This is a genomic window from Micromonospora citrea (assembly GCF_900090315.1).
Taxonomy (GTDB): domain Bacteria; phylum Actinomycetota; class Actinomycetes; order Mycobacteriales; family Micromonosporaceae; genus Micromonospora; species Micromonospora citrea.
In genome coordinates, this window is sequence record NZ_FMHZ01000002.1 from 7,093,037 (window position 1) to 7,110,187 (window position 17,151).

Below are 17,151 nucleotides of genomic sequence, written 5' to 3' on the forward strand. Positions count from 1 at the left end.
GTGCCCCCGCCGTACCCGGACATCACCGCGCCGCTGCGCGCGCAGGAGATCGAGGACGCGCTCGCCGACCTCGCCGCCAGCTTTCCCGCGCTGTGCACCCGGACGGTCTTCCCGACGGAGACCGCCGAGGGCCGGACGCACAGCTACGTCAGGATCGCCAACGGCAGCGGCCCGAACCGGCCGGCGGCGCTGATCGTCGGCGGGGTGCACGCCCGCGAGTGGGCGCCGCCCGACGCGCTGGTCGCCCTCGCCCGCAACCTGCTGGTGTCGTACACGTCGGGCACCGACGTCGTCTTCCCGGCGATGACCGTCACCCCACTGGCCGGCGCCCCGGTCCGCTACCGCGCCTGGCGGATCCCGGCGGCCGACGTCAACGACATCGTCACGAAGCTCGACCTCTACGTCCTGCCGCTGCTCAACCCGGACGGGCGCGAGCACGACCTGACCCACCTCAGCGAGCCGGGCTGGCGCAAGAACCGCAGCCCCCAGGCGGGCGGCGAGATCGGCGTCGACCTGAACCGCAACTTCGACATCATCTGGCGGTTCGAGGACTACTACGACGTGGCGCTCTACCGCGCCCGGTACGGCTCGGACCCGGCCTCCACGTCGCCGGCCGAGGACACCTACCGCGGGCCGTCGGCGCATTCCGAGGTGGAGACCCGTCACCTGGAGTCCCTGCTGGACACCCTGCCGATCCACTACTACGCGGACGTGCACATGTTCGGCCGCAACATCCTCTACTCCTGGGGGTTGGAGGAGGACGGCGACGACCCGGCGATGCACTGGCGGGCGCCCGCCTTCGCCGGCACCCGGGACGGGCTGATCGCCGGGGATCCGGCGCTGCCGTCGGGCCGGACCGACTACAAGGAATACCTCCCCGACGACCCGCCGCACCGGATCCGCTCGCGGGCGCGCCTGATCGCCACGGCGATGCACGACGAGATCCTCCGGTCGGCCGGGGTCGACCCCGCCGCGCCCGCCTCCACGACCCAGCGCGCCCACTCCGAGTACACCGTCGGGCAGAGCGCGTTCCTCTACCTCCCCGTGGGCGGCGGGCCGAACTCCGGGTGCAGCGACGACTACGCGTGCAGCCGGCAGTTCGCGCTGCCGAACCGGCAGCCGATCTTCGCGTACTGCCTGGAGACGGGGCACGCCGAGGAGCAGGGCTTCCACTGCAACTACGCCGATCCGCCCGGCCACTTCCGCAAGATCAACCGTGAGATCCACGCGGCGGTGACGGCGCTGCTCAAGGTGGCCGCCTCAGCCCCGCTGCCCGCTGCCGGCGGCGGGGGCGGAGGCGGAGGCTGCCTGATCGCCACCGCGGCGCTGGGGCACCCCGACCATCCGGACGTGCGCTACCTGCGGCACCTGCGCGACGAGCGGCTACGGGCCTCACCGCGCGGCGCCCGGATCGCCGACACCCTGGACCGGGTCTACTACAGCTTCAGCCCGGCCGTGGCCCGGTGGCTGCGGCGGCACCGCCGGGCCCGCACGGCCGTGCGGGTCGGGCTGATCCGACCGCTCGCCGCCACCCTGCGCCTGTTCCTCGGGCCGCGGCGGACACCGGCGCCGAGCCGGACCGCGTCCGCCGGTGAGCCCCCACCGAGCCGGACCGCGTCCGCCGGTGAGCCCTCGCCGAGCCGGACCGCGTCCGCCGGCGCGCCCCCGCCGAGCCGGACCGCGTCCGCCGGCGCGCCCCCGCCGGGGCGGACCGCTGCCGCCGCCGGGCCGCCGGGCGGGCGGCGCGACGGCACCGACCCGGGAGGTGGGAGCTGATGGCCGGGACCGCCGAGCAGCTCGCCGTCGAACTGGCCCGGCTACTCGACCCGGTCACCGAGCGGCTGGCCGCCGGGCAGCTTGTCGACCTCTTCGCCGAGCTGGGCCTGCCGCTGCCCGGCCCGGTCGCGGGCGCCCCCGGTGTGGCCGCCGCCGCCGGCACCGCCGGCACCGCCCTCGCCGCCCTCCCGCCGGCGGTCACCGCCCTGGTCGACGCGATCGCCGACGACGACTCCGCCGCCATCGCCGCCGCCCTGGGCGACCTGCTGCCGCTGATCGTCGACGCCGTCGACGCCGTCCGGGCCCTGGCCGGCGCGGTGCAGTCCGCGTACGCCGCCGGCGGTGCGGTCAGCGCGCCGCTGGCCGCGATCCTCGCCGATCTGCCGCAACGCCTGGTCGACTGGACCGCCGCCAGCTACCTGCTGGACCGTCGGCCGGCGCTCGGCCGCGCCCTCGCCCTGTTCGGGCTCGTCGACAACGTCGCCGTGCCCGCCGACGGGGACCGGCCCGCCTACCTGCGGCGCGGGCTCCGGCTGGACCGGCTCGGGGTGTTGCTCGACGATCCGGCCGCAGCCCTGAGCCAGGTGTACGGCTGGGGCGGGTCCACCCTCGACGCCGCGCTGTTGTTCGCCCGGCTGCGCGACTGGCTGACCGCCGTCGGCGTACCGGCGGTGGTGCTCGCCGGGTCCGGCGGCCGTCCCGAGCTGGCCGCGTTCCTGTTCCGGCTGCACGCGGTGGCGGGGCTGCCCCCGGGCACGCCCACCCCGCTGGAGCTGACCCTCGACGTGTTCGACCTCGGCGGGCTGGACATCCCCCTGCCGATCGGCGACACCTGGGCGGTATGCCTGCGCGGCCAGGGCAGCCTCGACCTCGGCGCCGCCCTGCGCGTCGAGCCGCCCGCCACGCTGCGCCCGCAGGCCCCCGCTCCCGGGGTCGCCGGCGAGCTGACCGTGTCGGCGGAGCGGCTGCCCACCGGCCCGGGGCCGATGGTGCTCTTCGGCGAGGCCGACGGCACCCGGCTCACGGCCACCGCCGTCCGGGCCGCCGTCGGCGCCGCGTTCGCCGCCGACGGGGGCGGGGTCAGCGCCCGGCTGGTCGTCGACGCCGAGGTCGCCGCGGGCCGCCTGGTGATCGCCTTCGGCGGCGCCGACGGCTTCCTGTCCAGCGTGCTGCCGGCCACCCTGGAGGTCGACTTCGACCTCGGGCTGCACTGGGACCCGGTGGCCGGGCTGACCCTGCGCGGCGGCGCCGGGCTGGTGCTGGCCGTCCCCCTCACGGTGCGCCTGGGCCCGCTGCGCCTGGACCGGCTCGACCTGGCCCTGCGCCCCGGCGCGGCCGGCATCACCCTCGAGGTCCGCCTCACCGGCGGCATCGACCTCGGGCCGTTCGCCGCGAGCGTGACCGGCATCGGCGTCGGCGCCGACCTGGCCGTACGCGACGGCAACCTGGGCCCGGTCGACCTGACCTTCCGCTTCCTGCCGCCCACCGGGCTCGGCATGGTCGTCGACGCCGGGCCGGTCACCGGCGGAGGCTTCATCGGCTTCGACGAGCCGGCCGGCCGCTACTCGGGCGTCCTCGCACTCAAGCTCGGCGTGGTCGGGGTGGAGGCGGTCGGCCTGCTCGACACCCGGCTGCCCGGCGGCGGGTCCGGCTACGCGCTGCTGATCCTGCTGCGGGCCACCTTCCCGCCGATCCAGCTCGGCTTCGGCTTCGCGCTCTCCTCCGTCGGCGGGCTGCTCGCGCTGAACCGGCAGACCGACGTGGACGCGCTGCGCGCCCGGATGGCGTCCGGCACCGTCGGGCGGATCCTCGCCCCGGAGGACCCGGTCCGCAACGCCCCGGTGCTCCTGGCCGACCTGGCGGCGGTCTTCCCGCCCACGCCCGGCGTGATCGTGGTCGGGCCGACACTGCAACTGTCCTGGGCGGAGCTGGTCCGCTTCGACATCGGCGTGTTCATCGAGCTGCCCGGCCCGCGCAGGATCGTGATCCTCGGCTCGGCGCGGGCGGGGATCGAGAACCCGTCCGGCGGCCGGCCCTACCTGCAGATCCGGCTGGACATCCTGGGCGTGGTCGACTTCGCGCAGCAACTGGTCGCCTTCGACGCGGTCCTCGTCGACAGCCACCTGCTGGAGATCCTCGAACTGACCGGGGGCGCGGCGTTCCGGCTCAGCTACGGCGCCGAGCCGTACGTGGTGCTGACCGTCGGCGGCTTCCATCCGGCGTACAACCCGGCGCCCCTGGTGTTTCCCGCCGGCCTGACCCGGATCGCCATGACCCGCGGCGAGCCCGACGACCTGCTCTACTTCCGCTTCGAGGGCTACTTCGCGGTCACCACGAACACGCTGCAGTTCGGCGCGGCCGTCGAGGTCGTCGTCAACCTGGGGCCGTTCAACATCCGGGGCTTCCTCGGCTTCGACGCGCTGATCCGGTTCCAGCCGTTCCACTTCGACTTCGCCATCCGCGCCTCGGTGCGGGTGCGCTGGCGCGGCCGCACCCTGGCCGGGCTGGACCTCACCGGCAGCCTCTCCGGTCCCGGCCCGGTGGTCTTCCACGGCAGGGTGACCCTGGAGATCCTGTTCTTCGAGATCACCTTCGCGGAGACCATCACCCTCGGCTCGACCACGCCACCGGCCGTCACGCCGGTCGCCTCGGCCGTGGCCGAGCTCGCCGGGGAGCTCGCCGACCCGGCCAACCTGCGCAGCACCGGCGCGGCCGACACCGCCGTGGTCGTCGAGCCGGCCCGCACCGCCGCGCTGCCCGTGGTCTCGCCGCTGGGCCAGGCCGTCTGGACCCAGGAACGCGCCCCGCTGGACCTGCTGCTGCAACGCTTCGAGGGCGCGCCGCTGACCCGGCCGGAGACCGTCACCGCCACCGGCCCGCAGGTCACCGGCACCGAGGTCGACTGGTTCGCGCCGGGCGGCTTCGCCGACCTCACCGACGCCGACGCGCTGAACCGGCGCGCCTTCGAACGGCTCGCCGCCGGCGTCCGGCTGGGCGGCGAGGGCGTCGACGCCGGACCGGCCACCGTGCTCACCGTCACCGTCAAGCAGATCCGGCTGCCCGCGCCGCCGGTGCTGCTCGTCGCCGCCGCGCTGCCCCGGTGGCTGCTCGCCGCGGCGGCCGGCCGCACCGGTCGACCCGAGCGCGACCCGGTCACGCCGGCGGTGGGCGTGCGGGACGAGACCTGGGCCGTGCACGGCGCGGGGGGCGCGGTGACGACCGGGCTGTCCCAGGCGCAGGCCCACCAGCTGGCCACCGTGGGCGGCGCCGGCGCCGCCGTCGCGGCGACCGACCCCGTGCCGACGATGAGCTTCTAGGGGGAGGCGAGGATGGCCGACGAACAGCTCACCTTCCACGGCTGGGCGCGGGAGCGGATCGCCGCGCTGGCCACCGGCGTGCAGGACGGGCGGCCCCGGGTCGAGACGCCCGTCACCCTCACCGGCACCGACGCCACCGGCGCGACCACCACCGCCGCCACCGGCACCGTACGGTTCCTGCTCGCCGGCCCGGCCGACGTGGTCCGCCTCGCCCCCGGGGCGGTAACCCGCCGCTACCCGACGCCCGGCACCGTCGACCACGAGTCGGACCGCTGCCCGCACGTGGAGTTCGCCGACGCGACCCTGCCGTGGCGGTACGCCCCGGCGCCCCGCCCGGCCGCCGGCGCCGGCGCGCAGCACCCCTGGCTGGTGCTGGTCGTCGGGCTGGAGGGCGACGAGCTGACCCTCGCCGGGGACCAGGTGACGCTCAGCCCGGCCGTCCAGGCGTTGCACCCGCTGGGCACCGGTGCGACGCCGTACCGGTGGGCGCACCTGCAGGTGGACACCGCCGGCAGGCGGATCGCCCGGCTGCTCTCCGGCCGCCCCCTCGCCGCGGGCACCGACTACGTCGCGGCGCTGGTGCCGGCGTACGACGCGGCGGGGCAGCCGCGGTGGGCGGGCACCGGCCCGGCCACGGTGCCCTGCTACGACACCTGGCGATTCCGCACCGCCACCCCGGCGGGCAGCTTCGAGGACCTGGCCGCCGCGCTGCGCCCCGGCGCCGCCGAGCCGGAGACCGGCCGGGCACCGCTGGACTACCCCCGTGTGCCCGACGCCGGCGACCTGGCGGTGCGCGGCGCGCTCGCCCCGCTCGGCGGTACCGACGCGGCGCTGCCCGCCGAGGTCCACGACGACCTGGACGCGCTGCGCACCCCCGCGCGGGACGACCGGGGCCGGCCGATCGTCGGGCTGCCCCGCTACGGCGAGGCGTGGCGGGCCGGCGCCCCGGAGGAGACCACCTGGGGCGCCGGCCTGAACACCGACCCCCGGGACCGGGGCGTCGCCGGGCTCGGGCTGGAGCTGGGCATCCGCCTCCAGGAGGAGCTGGTCGCCGAGGCCCGCGCCCACCAGGGGGCGCTCGCGGAGGCGCGGCAGCGGATCCGGGACCTGGTGCTCGGTCTGCACGCCGCGGGCGGGCTGTGGCGGCGTCGGACGCCCGGCGACGCGTACGAGCGGCTCTGGCTGCTCGGGCCGGCGCTGGGCCGCGTGGTCACCCCGGACGGGACGGTGGCCGCGCTCGCCACCGCCGCGGACCGGCCACTGCCCGCGGGGCTGTTCTCCGGCGCGGCCCGGCGGATCCTGCGCGCCGGGCCGGCGCGGACCGCGCTGACCGCCGCCGCAGCGGCGCCGCCGGCCGAGGTGCTGAAGGCCGCCAACCGGTGCCCGCGCCCGCCCCGCCCCGGCGCCGGCGGGCTGCCGCTGGAGGATCTCGGCATCGACCTCGCCGACCTTGAGGAGCGTCGACGTCGGGCGGCGGAGACCGGCGAGGTGGACCTGACCGCCGCCGCCGAGCGGGCCAAGGAGCTGGCCGAGGCGGCCCACCCGAAGCTGCGTGACCTGGCGTACTCGGTGGCCGAGCGGCTGGCCCGGGCGGCGCACTCCGGATCACCGGCGCCGTGGGCCCAGGCCGTGGCCCTGCTGGCCGCCGCCGCGACCGTCGACGACCGCGACGAACGGGAGCTGGAGCGGCTCGTCGCCGCCCTGCTGGAGCTGCTCGAACGCTGGCCGAAGCCGGCCGGCGAGGACGACCTGCCGACGCTGCTCGACGGGCTGGCCGAGCCGGAGCCGGTGGAGCCGCCGTGCCGCCCGGTCGACCTGGACGCGCTGGCCGCCGGGGTGGCCGCGGCGTTCGACCCGACCCGCCCCGACGCCGCCGCCCGGGTGCGCGTGCTGTCCACGATCGATGGTCTCGATCCGGCGCGGCCGCTCGCCCCGCCGGAGGTCTGCGTGGGGCTGGACCGGCCGGTCTGGGCCGACCTGCGCGACGCCTTCGACGAGTGGCTGCTGCCCGGCGTCGGCGCGCTGCCGGACAACTCGGTGATCGCGGTGGAGACCAATCCGCGTTTCGTCGACGCCCTGCTGACCGGGCTGAACACCCAGCTCCTCGGCGAGCTGCGGTGGCGCAACATCCCGGTGGCCACCGGCTGCACCCCGCTGCGGGTGTTCTGGAGCCGGACCGACACCGGCACCGGCGTACGCGTCGACGACATCACCGGCATCGGCAGCTGGCCGGACGGCAGCGGTCTGGGCACCCCGGCGCACCGCCCGGCCGGTGCCTCGGGCCGGGACCTGGTCGTGGTGATCAAGGGGCGGTTGTTCCTCCGCTACCCGGCCACCGTCGTCTACCTGGTCACCGCCGAGCACGCCGGCACGGTCGACTTCGGGCAGGACCCGCCGGCCGGCGCGGTCCGGGTGCTGCCCAGCTTCCAGGGGCGGATCGGCACCGACGTGACCTTCTTCGGCTTCCAGGGGTTCGAGCCGGCCGACGTGCTGCGGCACTGGCTGGTCTTCGAGGAACCCCCGGCCGGCTACCGCTTCGCCAACGACGCGTCGACTTCCCCGGCGCCGGAGACCTGGGCGCGGACCAGTTTCGCCCGCCCGGTGCGGGTGCTCATCCGCGGCGACCACCTCGACCCGGAGGGACCGTGATGGCGGAACCAGTCGTCGGCGTGCTGCTGCCGGTGCGGATCGAGACCCGGTTCTCCCCCGGCCTGCTGCGCCTGCGGGTCGTGCCGGACGAGCCCTGGTTCGCCCGGCACGACCCGCGGGTGTCGCCGGGCGAGATCGACGCGGTGCGGCGCCACCTCGACGCCGGGGGCGGCGAGGTGGCCTGGCGCGAGCTGACCGTCCAGGTCGGCGGGGCACGGGCGGTCTGGCTGGTCCGGACGCTGGTGGTCACCGCCCCCGACGGCACCGCCGCGCTGCGGCCGGTCGGCGCGGGCGAGCTGCGCACCGAACCGGCGTTCCCCCGGATCGAGGGGTTCCCGGACACGCTGCACGTCTGGCTGGCCCGCGGCGGCGGCCCACCGGCCGTGGTGTTGACCCTCACCGTCGACCGGAGTCGACTCGCCGTCGACTTCCCCGACCCGGACGCGCCCGCCGATCGGCGGTGGTGGGACGACTGGGACGAGGCCGTCGCGGCCGGCCTGGCCGGAAAGGTGCCGCTGGACGGCGACCCGACCGACGTCGACGCGCTCTACGTCACCGGTCTCGGCGACGGCGACCCGGGCGCGCTGTTCGGCAGCCACCGCGACGAGGGACGGCTGTCGCTGCTGGCCCCCGGCTCGGCGACGAACACGGTGGACGGCGCGCCCGCCGTACCCGTCACCGGGGATCCGACGGCCTGGTGGGGCGTGCTCACCGGGGCGCCCACCGACACCGAGCGGCTGGTCTCCGCCGCGCTCACCGGCGATCCCGGGCTGCTCGGCGCCCTGCCGGGCGGCGCGGAGCCGCACCGACGCTGGGCGGGCGGGGCGGTGGCCGGGCTCTGGCCCGCGCTGTGGGGTTTCGCCGGGGCGGACGTGTGGGCGGTGCCGACCGGCGCCGCCGCCGAGTGGGCGCCCGGGGCGCTGCTGCCCGAGGGTCCGTTCCCGACGCTGCGCGTCGGCCCCCAGCCGTACGGGCTGCTGCCGGCCACGGTGCTGCGCCGCTGGGTGCCCGAGCCGAAGGACCCGCCGGTCGAGGCGGGCCTGGTCGAGCCGCTGTCCCACCTGCGCGCCGAGTACGCCGCCGCCGCCGAGCAGCGGGGCACGGTGGTCGGGGCGTCCACCGAGGAACTGCTCGACCTGATCGGTCAGGTGCCGACCTCGCCGCTGTTCCGACACCGTCGGGCCTGGCCGCTGGAGCTGTGGTGGCTGGTGCTGCTCCTGCTCGGCTACGGCACCTCCTGGTCCGACCTGGACGCGGCCTGGCGGCACCGGCACCCCGACGCCGATCGGCTGGGCCTGGCGCCGCACCGCCGCTACGGAGCCACGGGCGCGCCCCGCCGACTGGAGATCCCGCTCGTGACGCCGGACGGCATGCCCGCCGGCACCGGCGTCGCCGACGTGCTGAAGCGGCTGGTGGAGATCGCGGAGGAGCAGCCGTGGGCCTACGCCAACCGCGCGAACCTGGAGAAGGAACTGCTCAGGGAATATCCGCTGGACAGCCTGCTGCTGCGGCTCGCCGTCCGGTCGTTGCAGGTGGCCATCGGCGACGTGGGGCGGGCGCTGGCCGGCGAGGCCCCGCCCGGCCCGGAGCCGGTGGCCCGGGACGCCGCCACCGCCGGCCGGCTCCAGGGCTGGATCGCCGACACCCCCGCCACAGCGCTGCACGGCCCCACCCCGCAGGCCCGCGCCTACGAGCGGGTGGTCGACGGGCTGCTCACGCTCGGCGAGATCGACCCGCCCCGGCTGGAACGGCTGCTGCGCGCCAGCGTGGACACCGCCGCTTACCGCGTCGACCCCTGGCTGCTGGGGCCGCCCACCCGGCGGCTGCACGACCTGGTGCGACAGCAGGCGGCCAAGCCCCGGCTCGGCGCGTACGGCTGGGTGGACCGGCCCCGGCCGGGGGCCCCCGGGCCCACGGCCGCCGGCCTGATCCACGCGCCCTCGGCCGGGCAGGGTCTCGCCGCCACGGTGCTGCGGGACCGGGCGGTCAGCGACCCGTCGTCCCGCTGGGACCTGGACCTCACGTCCCGGTCGGTCCGCGACGCCGACCGGATCGCCGAACACGTCCGGGTCGGCGCGCACCTGGCCGAGGCGCTCGGCCGCGAGGTCGAGCGGGTGGTGGGCACGCCGGCCGACGTGGAGCGGCTGCGCCGGGACTTCCCCGTCCGCACCGAGCACGCCGGGCGGCGGGTCTGCGACGGGCTGGCCGTGCTGGCCGCCCCGCCCGGTGGACTCGGGCTGGACCCGGCCCGCCTGGCCGGCCTGGACCGGCTTCGCGTCGCCATGGACGCCTACGGGGACCTGCTGGTCGCCGAGGCCGTGCACCACGTCACCGAGGGCCGGGCCGAGGTGGCCGGGGCGGCGCTCGACGCCGCCGCCGGGTTGACCCGGCCGCCGCGGCTGGGGTTGCTGCGCACCCCCCGGGAGGGACGGGCGGTCGGCACCGGCGTGGTCGTCGTCCTCCCGCACGTCGCCGACCCGGTCCTGCCGGTGGACCCGACCGACCGGGCCGCCCTCGCCCCGGCCGCCCTGGCCGACCCGGCGACCGCCGCGTTCCTGGCCGCCCAGGTCGGCGCCGACTGGACGTTCGAGGTCGCCGCCGGCGGGCTGGTCGCCACCGTCACCCTCGACGCGCTGGGGCTCGGCCCGGCGGACGCGCTGGCCCTGACGCGCACCGACCTGGAGCGCCTCGCCGTCGCCGCCGGTGCCGCCGCGCTCGGCGCGGACCCGGCCGAGGCCACGCTGACCGGCGGCGACGGCGGCGACCGCTACGAGGCCGCCGCGCGGCTGGTCGCCCTGGTCGGGCGCCGGCCGGCCGACCCGGACGCGACGGCCGAGCGGCCGGACTCCGCCGACCCGCCCGCCGCCGCCCACGCCGACCTGCTCGCCCGCTACGGCCGGGTCCGGGACACGGCGGCGGCCCTGGCCGTCCGGCTCGCCGCCGAGCTGGCGCTGACCGCGGACGACGGCGGCATCGGCGGCGCCGACCCGGCGGTGCTGACCCGCCTGGTCACCGCCGCCCGTGCCTGGGGGCTCGCCCCCGACCCGACGCCGACGGAGGCGACGTCGGGCGCCGAGGCCGCGCAGCGGCGGCTGGTGGCGCAGGCCGCCCGGGTGCGGGAGCTGCTCGACGCGCGGCTCGCCGCCGCCGCCGACACCGCGCCGGCCGGCCCGGGGTCGCCCTCCCCGGCGGCGGAGCTGACGCGCGACGACCTGGTCGGGCAGCTCGCCGCGCTGGTCAGCCCGACGGGCCAGCTCGCGCTGACCGCCCGGCTGCCCCGCTCGGCGCTGCCCGCGCTGACCGGCGACGGGACGGTCGACACGGACTGGTTGCCGGTGGTCGCGGCCGTCCGGGAGCCGCTCGCCAGGCTGGAGGCGCACCAGCTCGCCGACGGCACTCCCGCCGCCGCCGGGCCGGCCCTCGCCGCCTGGAGCAACAAGCCCGGCGACCCGTGGCAGAGCGGCGGGCCCGACGGGCGACGGCTGATCCTCGCGTACGCCGACCCGACGCTCGACCTCACCGCCACGCCGCCGGGGGCACCGGTCGCGGTGGCCGTGCTCGACCGGTTCACCGAGGTGGTTCCGGAGGCGGCGCAGGCCACGGCGGCGACCTTCGGCTTCGACGCCCCGGCCGCCCGCGCGCCGCAGGCGATCCTGCTCGCCGTGCCGCCGGACCTGTCCCGACCGCTCGACCCCGAGACCCTGGTGGAGCTCCTCGCCGAGGTCCGCGAGCTGGCCCGGGCCCGGGTCGCCCGGCCGGCAGACCTCACCCCCGGCCTGCGCGGGCTGCTGCCGACCGGGCTGCTGCCCGCCGACGGGCCCACGGGGGTCCCGCTCGATCCGACCCGGAGGTGACCCGGCGATGGCGCTGGTCTTCGACACGGTACGACGGCTGGAGGCGGACCCGGCCGGGCCGGACCTGACCCGTGGCTTCGCCGCCGAGGTCGCCGACCCGGCCTGGTTGCTCGGCCGGCAGTGGCAGCTCGGCGAGCACCAGGGCGAGGACGCGTCCTCCCCGGTACGGGTCAGCTACCGGGCCCGGCTCACCCCCGTCGACCCGCTGGGCGGGCAGCCGCACCTGGACCCGCGCACCACCCCCGCCGAGGCGATCGTCGAGTCCGAGCCGGGTGACTGGTGGACGCCCGGCCGGCGGATCGCGGCGGGTCGCTCGGTCGCGGCGGCGGCCGGCGCGGCCGGAACGCCCCTGCCGACCGACCCGACCCTGCTGCTCGCGGCGCTGCCGGTGCCGTACGACGTCCTGGACGGCACCGGCGTGGACGGCCGCGAGCTGTGGCGACGGCGCGGCGAGCTGGGCGTGCCCGTGGCCTGGTTCGCCGGGCTGCGCCCGCCGGAGCCGGAGCCGGTGGACCTGTGGGATCCGGCGGAACTGGCCTACGACGCCGACTTCACCGCCGACGGGGTGACCCTGGCGCTGCGCCGGCACGACGGCGGCGACCTCGACTGGTACGCGGTGGACGCCGACCGTCCGCTGCCCGACCCGCCCGAGCCGGTCGACGCGGCGACCACCGTGCCCCGGCGGGTCCGGTACCCGGGCGCGCCGCTGCCCCGCTGGTGGCAGATCGAGGACGCCGCGGTGGACGTCGGCGGCTACCCGCCGGACCGCTCCCACCTGGCGACGCTGCTGCTGATCGACCTGATCGTCAACCACTCCGACGACTGGTTCGCCTTCCCGGTGCCCGGGCTGGCCGGGCACGTCGTCACCCTGGACGAGGTGGTGGTGCACGACTCGTTCGGCGAGGACTGGCCGGTGACGCCGCCCGCCGACTGGAGCCTGTTCGCCACCGACGGACTGGACAGCCGCTCCCTGGTGGTCTGGGCCACGGCGGCCACCCCGCTGGTCGGCCCGGTGCTCGACGAGGTGGTGATCGGCACCGACGAGGACGCCAACCTGGTCTGGGCGGTGGAGCGGCGGCTGCGCGGGCGCGGGGTGCTCGGCGACGAGGCGGCCCCGGCCGAGCCCCCGGCCCGCCTGGACGCCTCCGGCCGGCCCGGGTTCGCGTACCGGCCCATGACGAGGGTGCCCCGGCACTGGCACCCGTACGTGGTGGAGGACGTCGCCGGCCGGCGCCGTTACGTTCAGGGGCGCGGGGTGGACCTGTCCGGCCCGACGGCGGTGCTGCTGCCGGAGGCGGAGAGCGACCTGCTGGTCGACCCGGCCGCCGGCGGGACGCATCCCACCCATCAGCTCGAACCGGCGGCGGTGCCGGCCGACGGGGTGCGGGTGGAGCGGCGGGCGATGCTGGCCCGGGCCACCGACGGCACGCCGGTGCTGTGGACCCAGCGGCGGCGGCAGCCGTTGCTCACCCCACCGTCCCTGGGGCTGCGCTTCGACGTGTTGGAGCAGGTGCCGCCGGAGGTGGTGGCGTGAACCGGCGGTGACTCCACAGGGGACGCCGGCGGGGCACCACGTGTCGTCCGGTTGTGCCACCCTGGGGCGACCGCCCGGCTCACCGGAGGTGATGGCCACGTCACGACTGTGCGAACTCGTCGCCGTGCCCGGCGCCGCGCCGGTGACCCTCGACGTCGCCGCGGGCACCTCGGCCGCGCTGGTGGCCGACCCGCCCGTCGGCACCGCCGTCGCCCGGGTGGTGGCCGGGCTGGCCGCGCCGGTCGCCGGCCAGGTGCTGGTCGGCGGCCGCGACGTCACCGCCCTGCCGCCGCCGCGCCGGCGGATCGCCTACGTTCCGGCCGGCGGTGCGCTGCTGCCCCACCTGACCGTGCGCCGCAACATCGCCTACGGCCAGCGCCGGCGGGAGCGGGTACGGGAGGTCGCCGACGACTGGACGGCGACGGTGGTCGACCGGCTGGAGCTGGCGCCGACACTGGCGCTGCGGCCGCACCTGCTGTCGGAGGCGCAGCGGTTCCGGGTGGCGCTGGCCAGGGCGGTCGCCTGCCTGCCCGAGGTGCTGGTGATCGACCTGCCGACCGGGGCGGTCGGCGGCGGGCGGCTCACCGACCTGGTGGGGCGGCTGTCCCCGCCGGACACTCCGGGCGCGGCCGTGCTGGTCTGCACGGCCGATCCGGGTGCCCTGACCGACGTGCCGGTCGCCGCCGAGGTGGTCGGGTGACCCCGGCGGGGCGGCTGCGCCGCCGCGCCCTGCTGCGGGCCACCGCGGCGGCGGGTGCCACCGCCCTCGCCGGCTGTTCCCGGGCGGAGCCGTCGGTGCAGGTCGCGGTGGTCTGGAGCGGCAGCGAGCTGGCCCGGTTCCGCGAGGTGGTGGCCGGCTACGGCGCGGGCGTGCAGGTGATCAGCGCCGGCAACGACATCGACGCGTTCCTGCGCGCCCGCCAGCTCGCCGGCACCAGCCCCGACGTGGCGATCCTGCCCCGCTCGGGCCTGGTCGCGGAGTACGCCCGGCGCGGCTGGCTGCGGGAGCTCAGCCCGGCCGCCAGCTACGCCCTCCCGCCCGGCATGACCGACCTGCTCTCCGCCGACGGGCGGCGCTACGGCGTCTGGGTCAAGGCGGCGCACAAGTCGCTGTTCTGGTACTTCCCGTCGATGCTGCCCGAGCCGCCGCGCACCTGGGACCATCTGGTCGCGCTCACCCGCCGGCTGGGCGCGCGGGCCCGGTCCGGCGACGGGCCGGCGCCGTTGGCCGTGGGCGCCGCCGACGGCTGGGTGCTCACCGACTGGTTCGAGAACGTCCTCGCCGACGTGGCGCCGCCCGGCTTCTACGAGGCGTTGGCCCACGGCGAGGCCGACTGGCGGGCCGGCCCGGTGCGCGCCGCGCTGGACCGGCTCGCCGAGTTGTGGAGCGTCGACGGCGCGTTCCCCGGCGGCGGCCGGCGCGCCCTGCTCACCCAGTACGAGGAGTCGGTGATCCAACTGGTCCACCACCGGCGGGCCACGATGCTCTTCGAGGCCGACTTCGTCGACGACATCGGCGGAATCTTCCGCCGGGGCCCCGAGCCGCCGGAGACGTTCCGGTTCCCGGGCGCGCGGGTGGCCGGCGGGCCGCTGATCGTCGGCGGCGACGCGGCCGTGGCGTTCGCCGGCTCGGGCCGGGGCCCGGAGCTGGTGCGTTGGCTCAGCGACGGGTCCGCGTTCGCGCCGTGGCTGCGCGCCGGCGGCTACCTCTCCCCCAACGTCTCCGTGCCGCTGGCCGACTACCGCGACCCGGTCCGCCGCCGCCTCGCCGCGGAGCTGCGCACGGCGCAGACGGTCCGCTTCGACCTGTCCGACCGGCTGCCCGGGCCGTTCACCGGCTCCGACGGGGTGGGCATCTGGCGGATCATGCAGGACTTCTTCGCCGACGTCACCGACGGGGTCTCCGCCCGCGAGGCGGCCCGCCGGGCCATCGGTCAACTGGCCGCGGCGGCCCGCTCGGCGGGGGGCGGCCGGTGAGCCGGGTCCTGGGCGAGCTGGCGGTCCTCGACGACGTCGGGCCGCCCCGGCGCGGGCGGGCCTACCCGGCGGCGGGGGCCACCTCGGCGCTGCTGCTGCCCGCCCTGCTGCTGCTCGGTGGGCTGGTGGCGTGGCCGGTGCTGCGTACGCTGCACGCCAGCGTCACCACCGACGGCCGGTGGGTCGGCGCGGAGCACTACCGCACCGCGCTGGCCGCGCCCGGCACCGGCGCGGTGGTGGGGCGCACGCTGCTCTGGGCGCTGGTCGTGCCCGCCGTGGTGACCGTGCTGGGCTACCTGCTCGCCGCCGCGTCGCGCCGCTCCCAGGAGGGTGGGCTGGTCCGGCTGATCCTGGTGGTGCCGACGGCGTTGCCGCTGGTGGTCACCGGGGTCACCTTCCGGCTGATGTACGACCCGGACCCGGGGCGCGGGCTGGCCACGCTGGTCGCCGCGAGGCTGACCGGGCGGTCGGCGGCGGACGCGCCGCACCTGCTCGGCCCCGGCCTGGTCACGGTGGCGCTGATGTCGGCGTTCGTGTGGGCGTGGGTCGGGCTGGCGGTGCTGGTGTTCCGGGCCGCCCTCGACGCCGTCCCGCCGAGTCTCGCCGACGCGGTACGCGCCTACGGCGGCAACCGCCGCGACGTGCTCTGGGACGCGCAGTGGCGGCCGCTGCTGCTGCGTACGGTCGCCGTGGTCTTCACCCTGGTAGCGCTCGGCACGGCCCGCACGTTCGACCTGATCCTGGTGCTGGCGCCCGGCTCGGTACGCGACGAGGCGTCCGTGCTGGCGCTGCGGGTCTGGCAGACCTCGAACGGCGCCACCACCGGCGAGGGCGCCGCGCTCGGCGTGGTCTGGCTGGTGGCGGTCGCCGCCGGAATGCTGGTCGCGGCGCTGTTCGTGCGGCAGGCGTGGCCGCCGCCCCGGGACCCCGCGCCCGTCGGGCCCGACCCGGCGACGCCGGCGCCACGCCGGTCGACGCGGCTGCTGGCCGCAGGCGCGGCAGTCGCCTGGCTGGTGCCGCTGGGGGTGCTGCTCGCGACGTCGCTGCACGGCAAGGTGGACGCGGCGGCCCGGGGCTGGTGGGCGAGTCCACCGAGCCTCGCTTCCTACCAGAAGCTGGTCACCGGCGTCGAGCTGTGGCGCACGTTGGGCTTCACGCTGGTGCTGGCGGCGGTGGTGACGGCGGCGGTGCTGGCCGTCGCGCTGCTGGCCGCGTATCCCCTCGCCTGGTTGACCGGGCCGGCGGCCCAGGGCACCGGCCTGCTGCTGATGGCCGCCAGCATCGTGCCCGTGCAGGTCATCGCGGGGCCGGTCAACGAGGTGCTCGGGGTGGTGCTCTCCTCGGGCACGGCGCGCGGCCTGGCGCTGGTGCACGTCGCGCTGGGGGTGCCGTTCGCCGTGCTGGTGCTGCGCAACGCCTTCGCCGACCTGCCCGGCGAGCAGGTGCGGGCGGCCCGGGTGGGCGGCCGGCACTGGTGGGGCACGCTGCGGCTGCTCGCCCGGCACAACCGCCCCGCCGTGGTCGCCGTCGCGGTGCTGGAGTTCGTGCAGGTGTGGAACGATCTGGTGGTGGGCCTGCTGTTCAGCGGGCCGGGGGCGGTGCCGCTGGGGCTGTTCCTCGCCGGCCAGACCCGGGGGTTCGTGGCCAACAGCGGCGAGCTCGCCGCCGGTTCGGTGATCGCCTCGGTCCTGCCGGTGCTGCTGGTGGTGCTGGCCCGCCGTCAGCTCGTCGCCGGCCTGGTCGCCGGGGGCGTCCGGTGAGCGGGCCGACCGGCCGCTCCCGCCGGCCGCGGCGGCTGAGCCTGCTGCTGGCCATCGGCGGCGTGGTGGGCGGGACGGTCAGCGCGGTGCTCGGCAACGTCACCGGCAACCTGCTCTCCGAGCTGTCCGTGGCCCAGCTCGGCTCGGCGAGCGCCGGGGTGATCGTGCTCGGCCTCGCCGCCGCGACGGTCGTGGAGTGGCGCCGCCAGCGGCAGCAGGCCGCGACGACGGACGACGTCGAGGCCGCGCCCGCCGCCGGCGCGCCCACCCTGCCCTGGCCGGCC

General features: G+C 77.7%; 8 protein-coding genes. All 8 read left to right on the plus strand.

Translation table 11 applies throughout. The features are described 5' to 3' along the window. The 8 genes from GA0070606_RS31565 (at position 1) to GA0070606_RS31600 (ending at position 16,867) form a co-directional block, all read left to right on the plus strand. Positions 1-1,776 (plus strand): M14 family zinc carboxypeptidase, encoded by a 1,776-nt coding sequence (locus tag GA0070606_RS31565; RefSeq protein ID WP_176737494.1) that lies wholly within the window; start codon positions 1-3, stop codon positions 1,774-1,776. Further along, positions 1,776-5,093: a DUF6603 domain-containing protein gene (locus GA0070606_RS31570; protein ID WP_091107030.1), complete on the plus strand. Its 3,318-nt coding sequence runs from the start codon at positions 1,776-1,778 to the stop codon at positions 5,091-5,093. Before GA0070606_RS31565 ends, GA0070606_RS31570 begins: the two co-directional genes overlap by 1 nt. A 12-nt stretch (positions 5,094-5,105) precedes the next feature. Beyond that, complete coding sequence (locus GA0070606_RS31575; protein WP_091107032.1) at positions 5,106-7,742, plus strand: hypothetical protein; 2,637 nt, start codon at positions 5,106-5,108, stop codon at positions 7,740-7,742. Further along, a complete protein-coding gene (locus tag GA0070606_RS31580) occupies positions 7,742-11,596 on the plus strand; it encodes a hypothetical protein (RefSeq protein ID WP_091107034.1) in 3,855 nt (1,284 codons plus the stop codon). The genes GA0070606_RS31575 and GA0070606_RS31580 overlap by 1 nt, the downstream gene beginning before the upstream one ends. A 7-nt stretch (positions 11,597-11,603) precedes the next feature. Further along, positions 11,604-13,130, plus strand: a complete 1,527-nt coding sequence (locus GA0070606_RS31585; protein WP_091107036.1) for a hypothetical protein — start codon at positions 11,604-11,606, stop codon at positions 13,128-13,130. A 91-nt stretch (positions 13,131-13,221) separates the two neighbouring features. After that, positions 13,222-13,830, plus strand: a complete 609-nt coding sequence (locus GA0070606_RS31590; protein ID WP_091107038.1) for an ATP-binding cassette domain-containing protein — start codon at positions 13,222-13,224, stop codon at positions 13,828-13,830. After that, positions 13,827-15,107 (plus strand): extracellular solute-binding protein, encoded by a 1,281-nt coding sequence (locus GA0070606_RS31595; RefSeq protein WP_141721906.1) that lies wholly within the window; start codon positions 13,827-13,829, stop codon positions 15,105-15,107. Before GA0070606_RS31590 ends, GA0070606_RS31595 begins: the two co-directional genes overlap by 4 nt. Then, on the plus strand, positions 15,104-16,867 hold the full coding sequence (locus tag GA0070606_RS31600) for an ABC transporter permease subunit (RefSeq protein WP_141721907.1): 1,764 nt from the start codon (positions 15,104-15,106) through the stop codon (positions 16,865-16,867). Before GA0070606_RS31595 ends, GA0070606_RS31600 begins: the two co-directional genes overlap by 4 nt. The last annotated feature ends 284 nt before the right edge of the window (positions 16,868-17,151 follow it).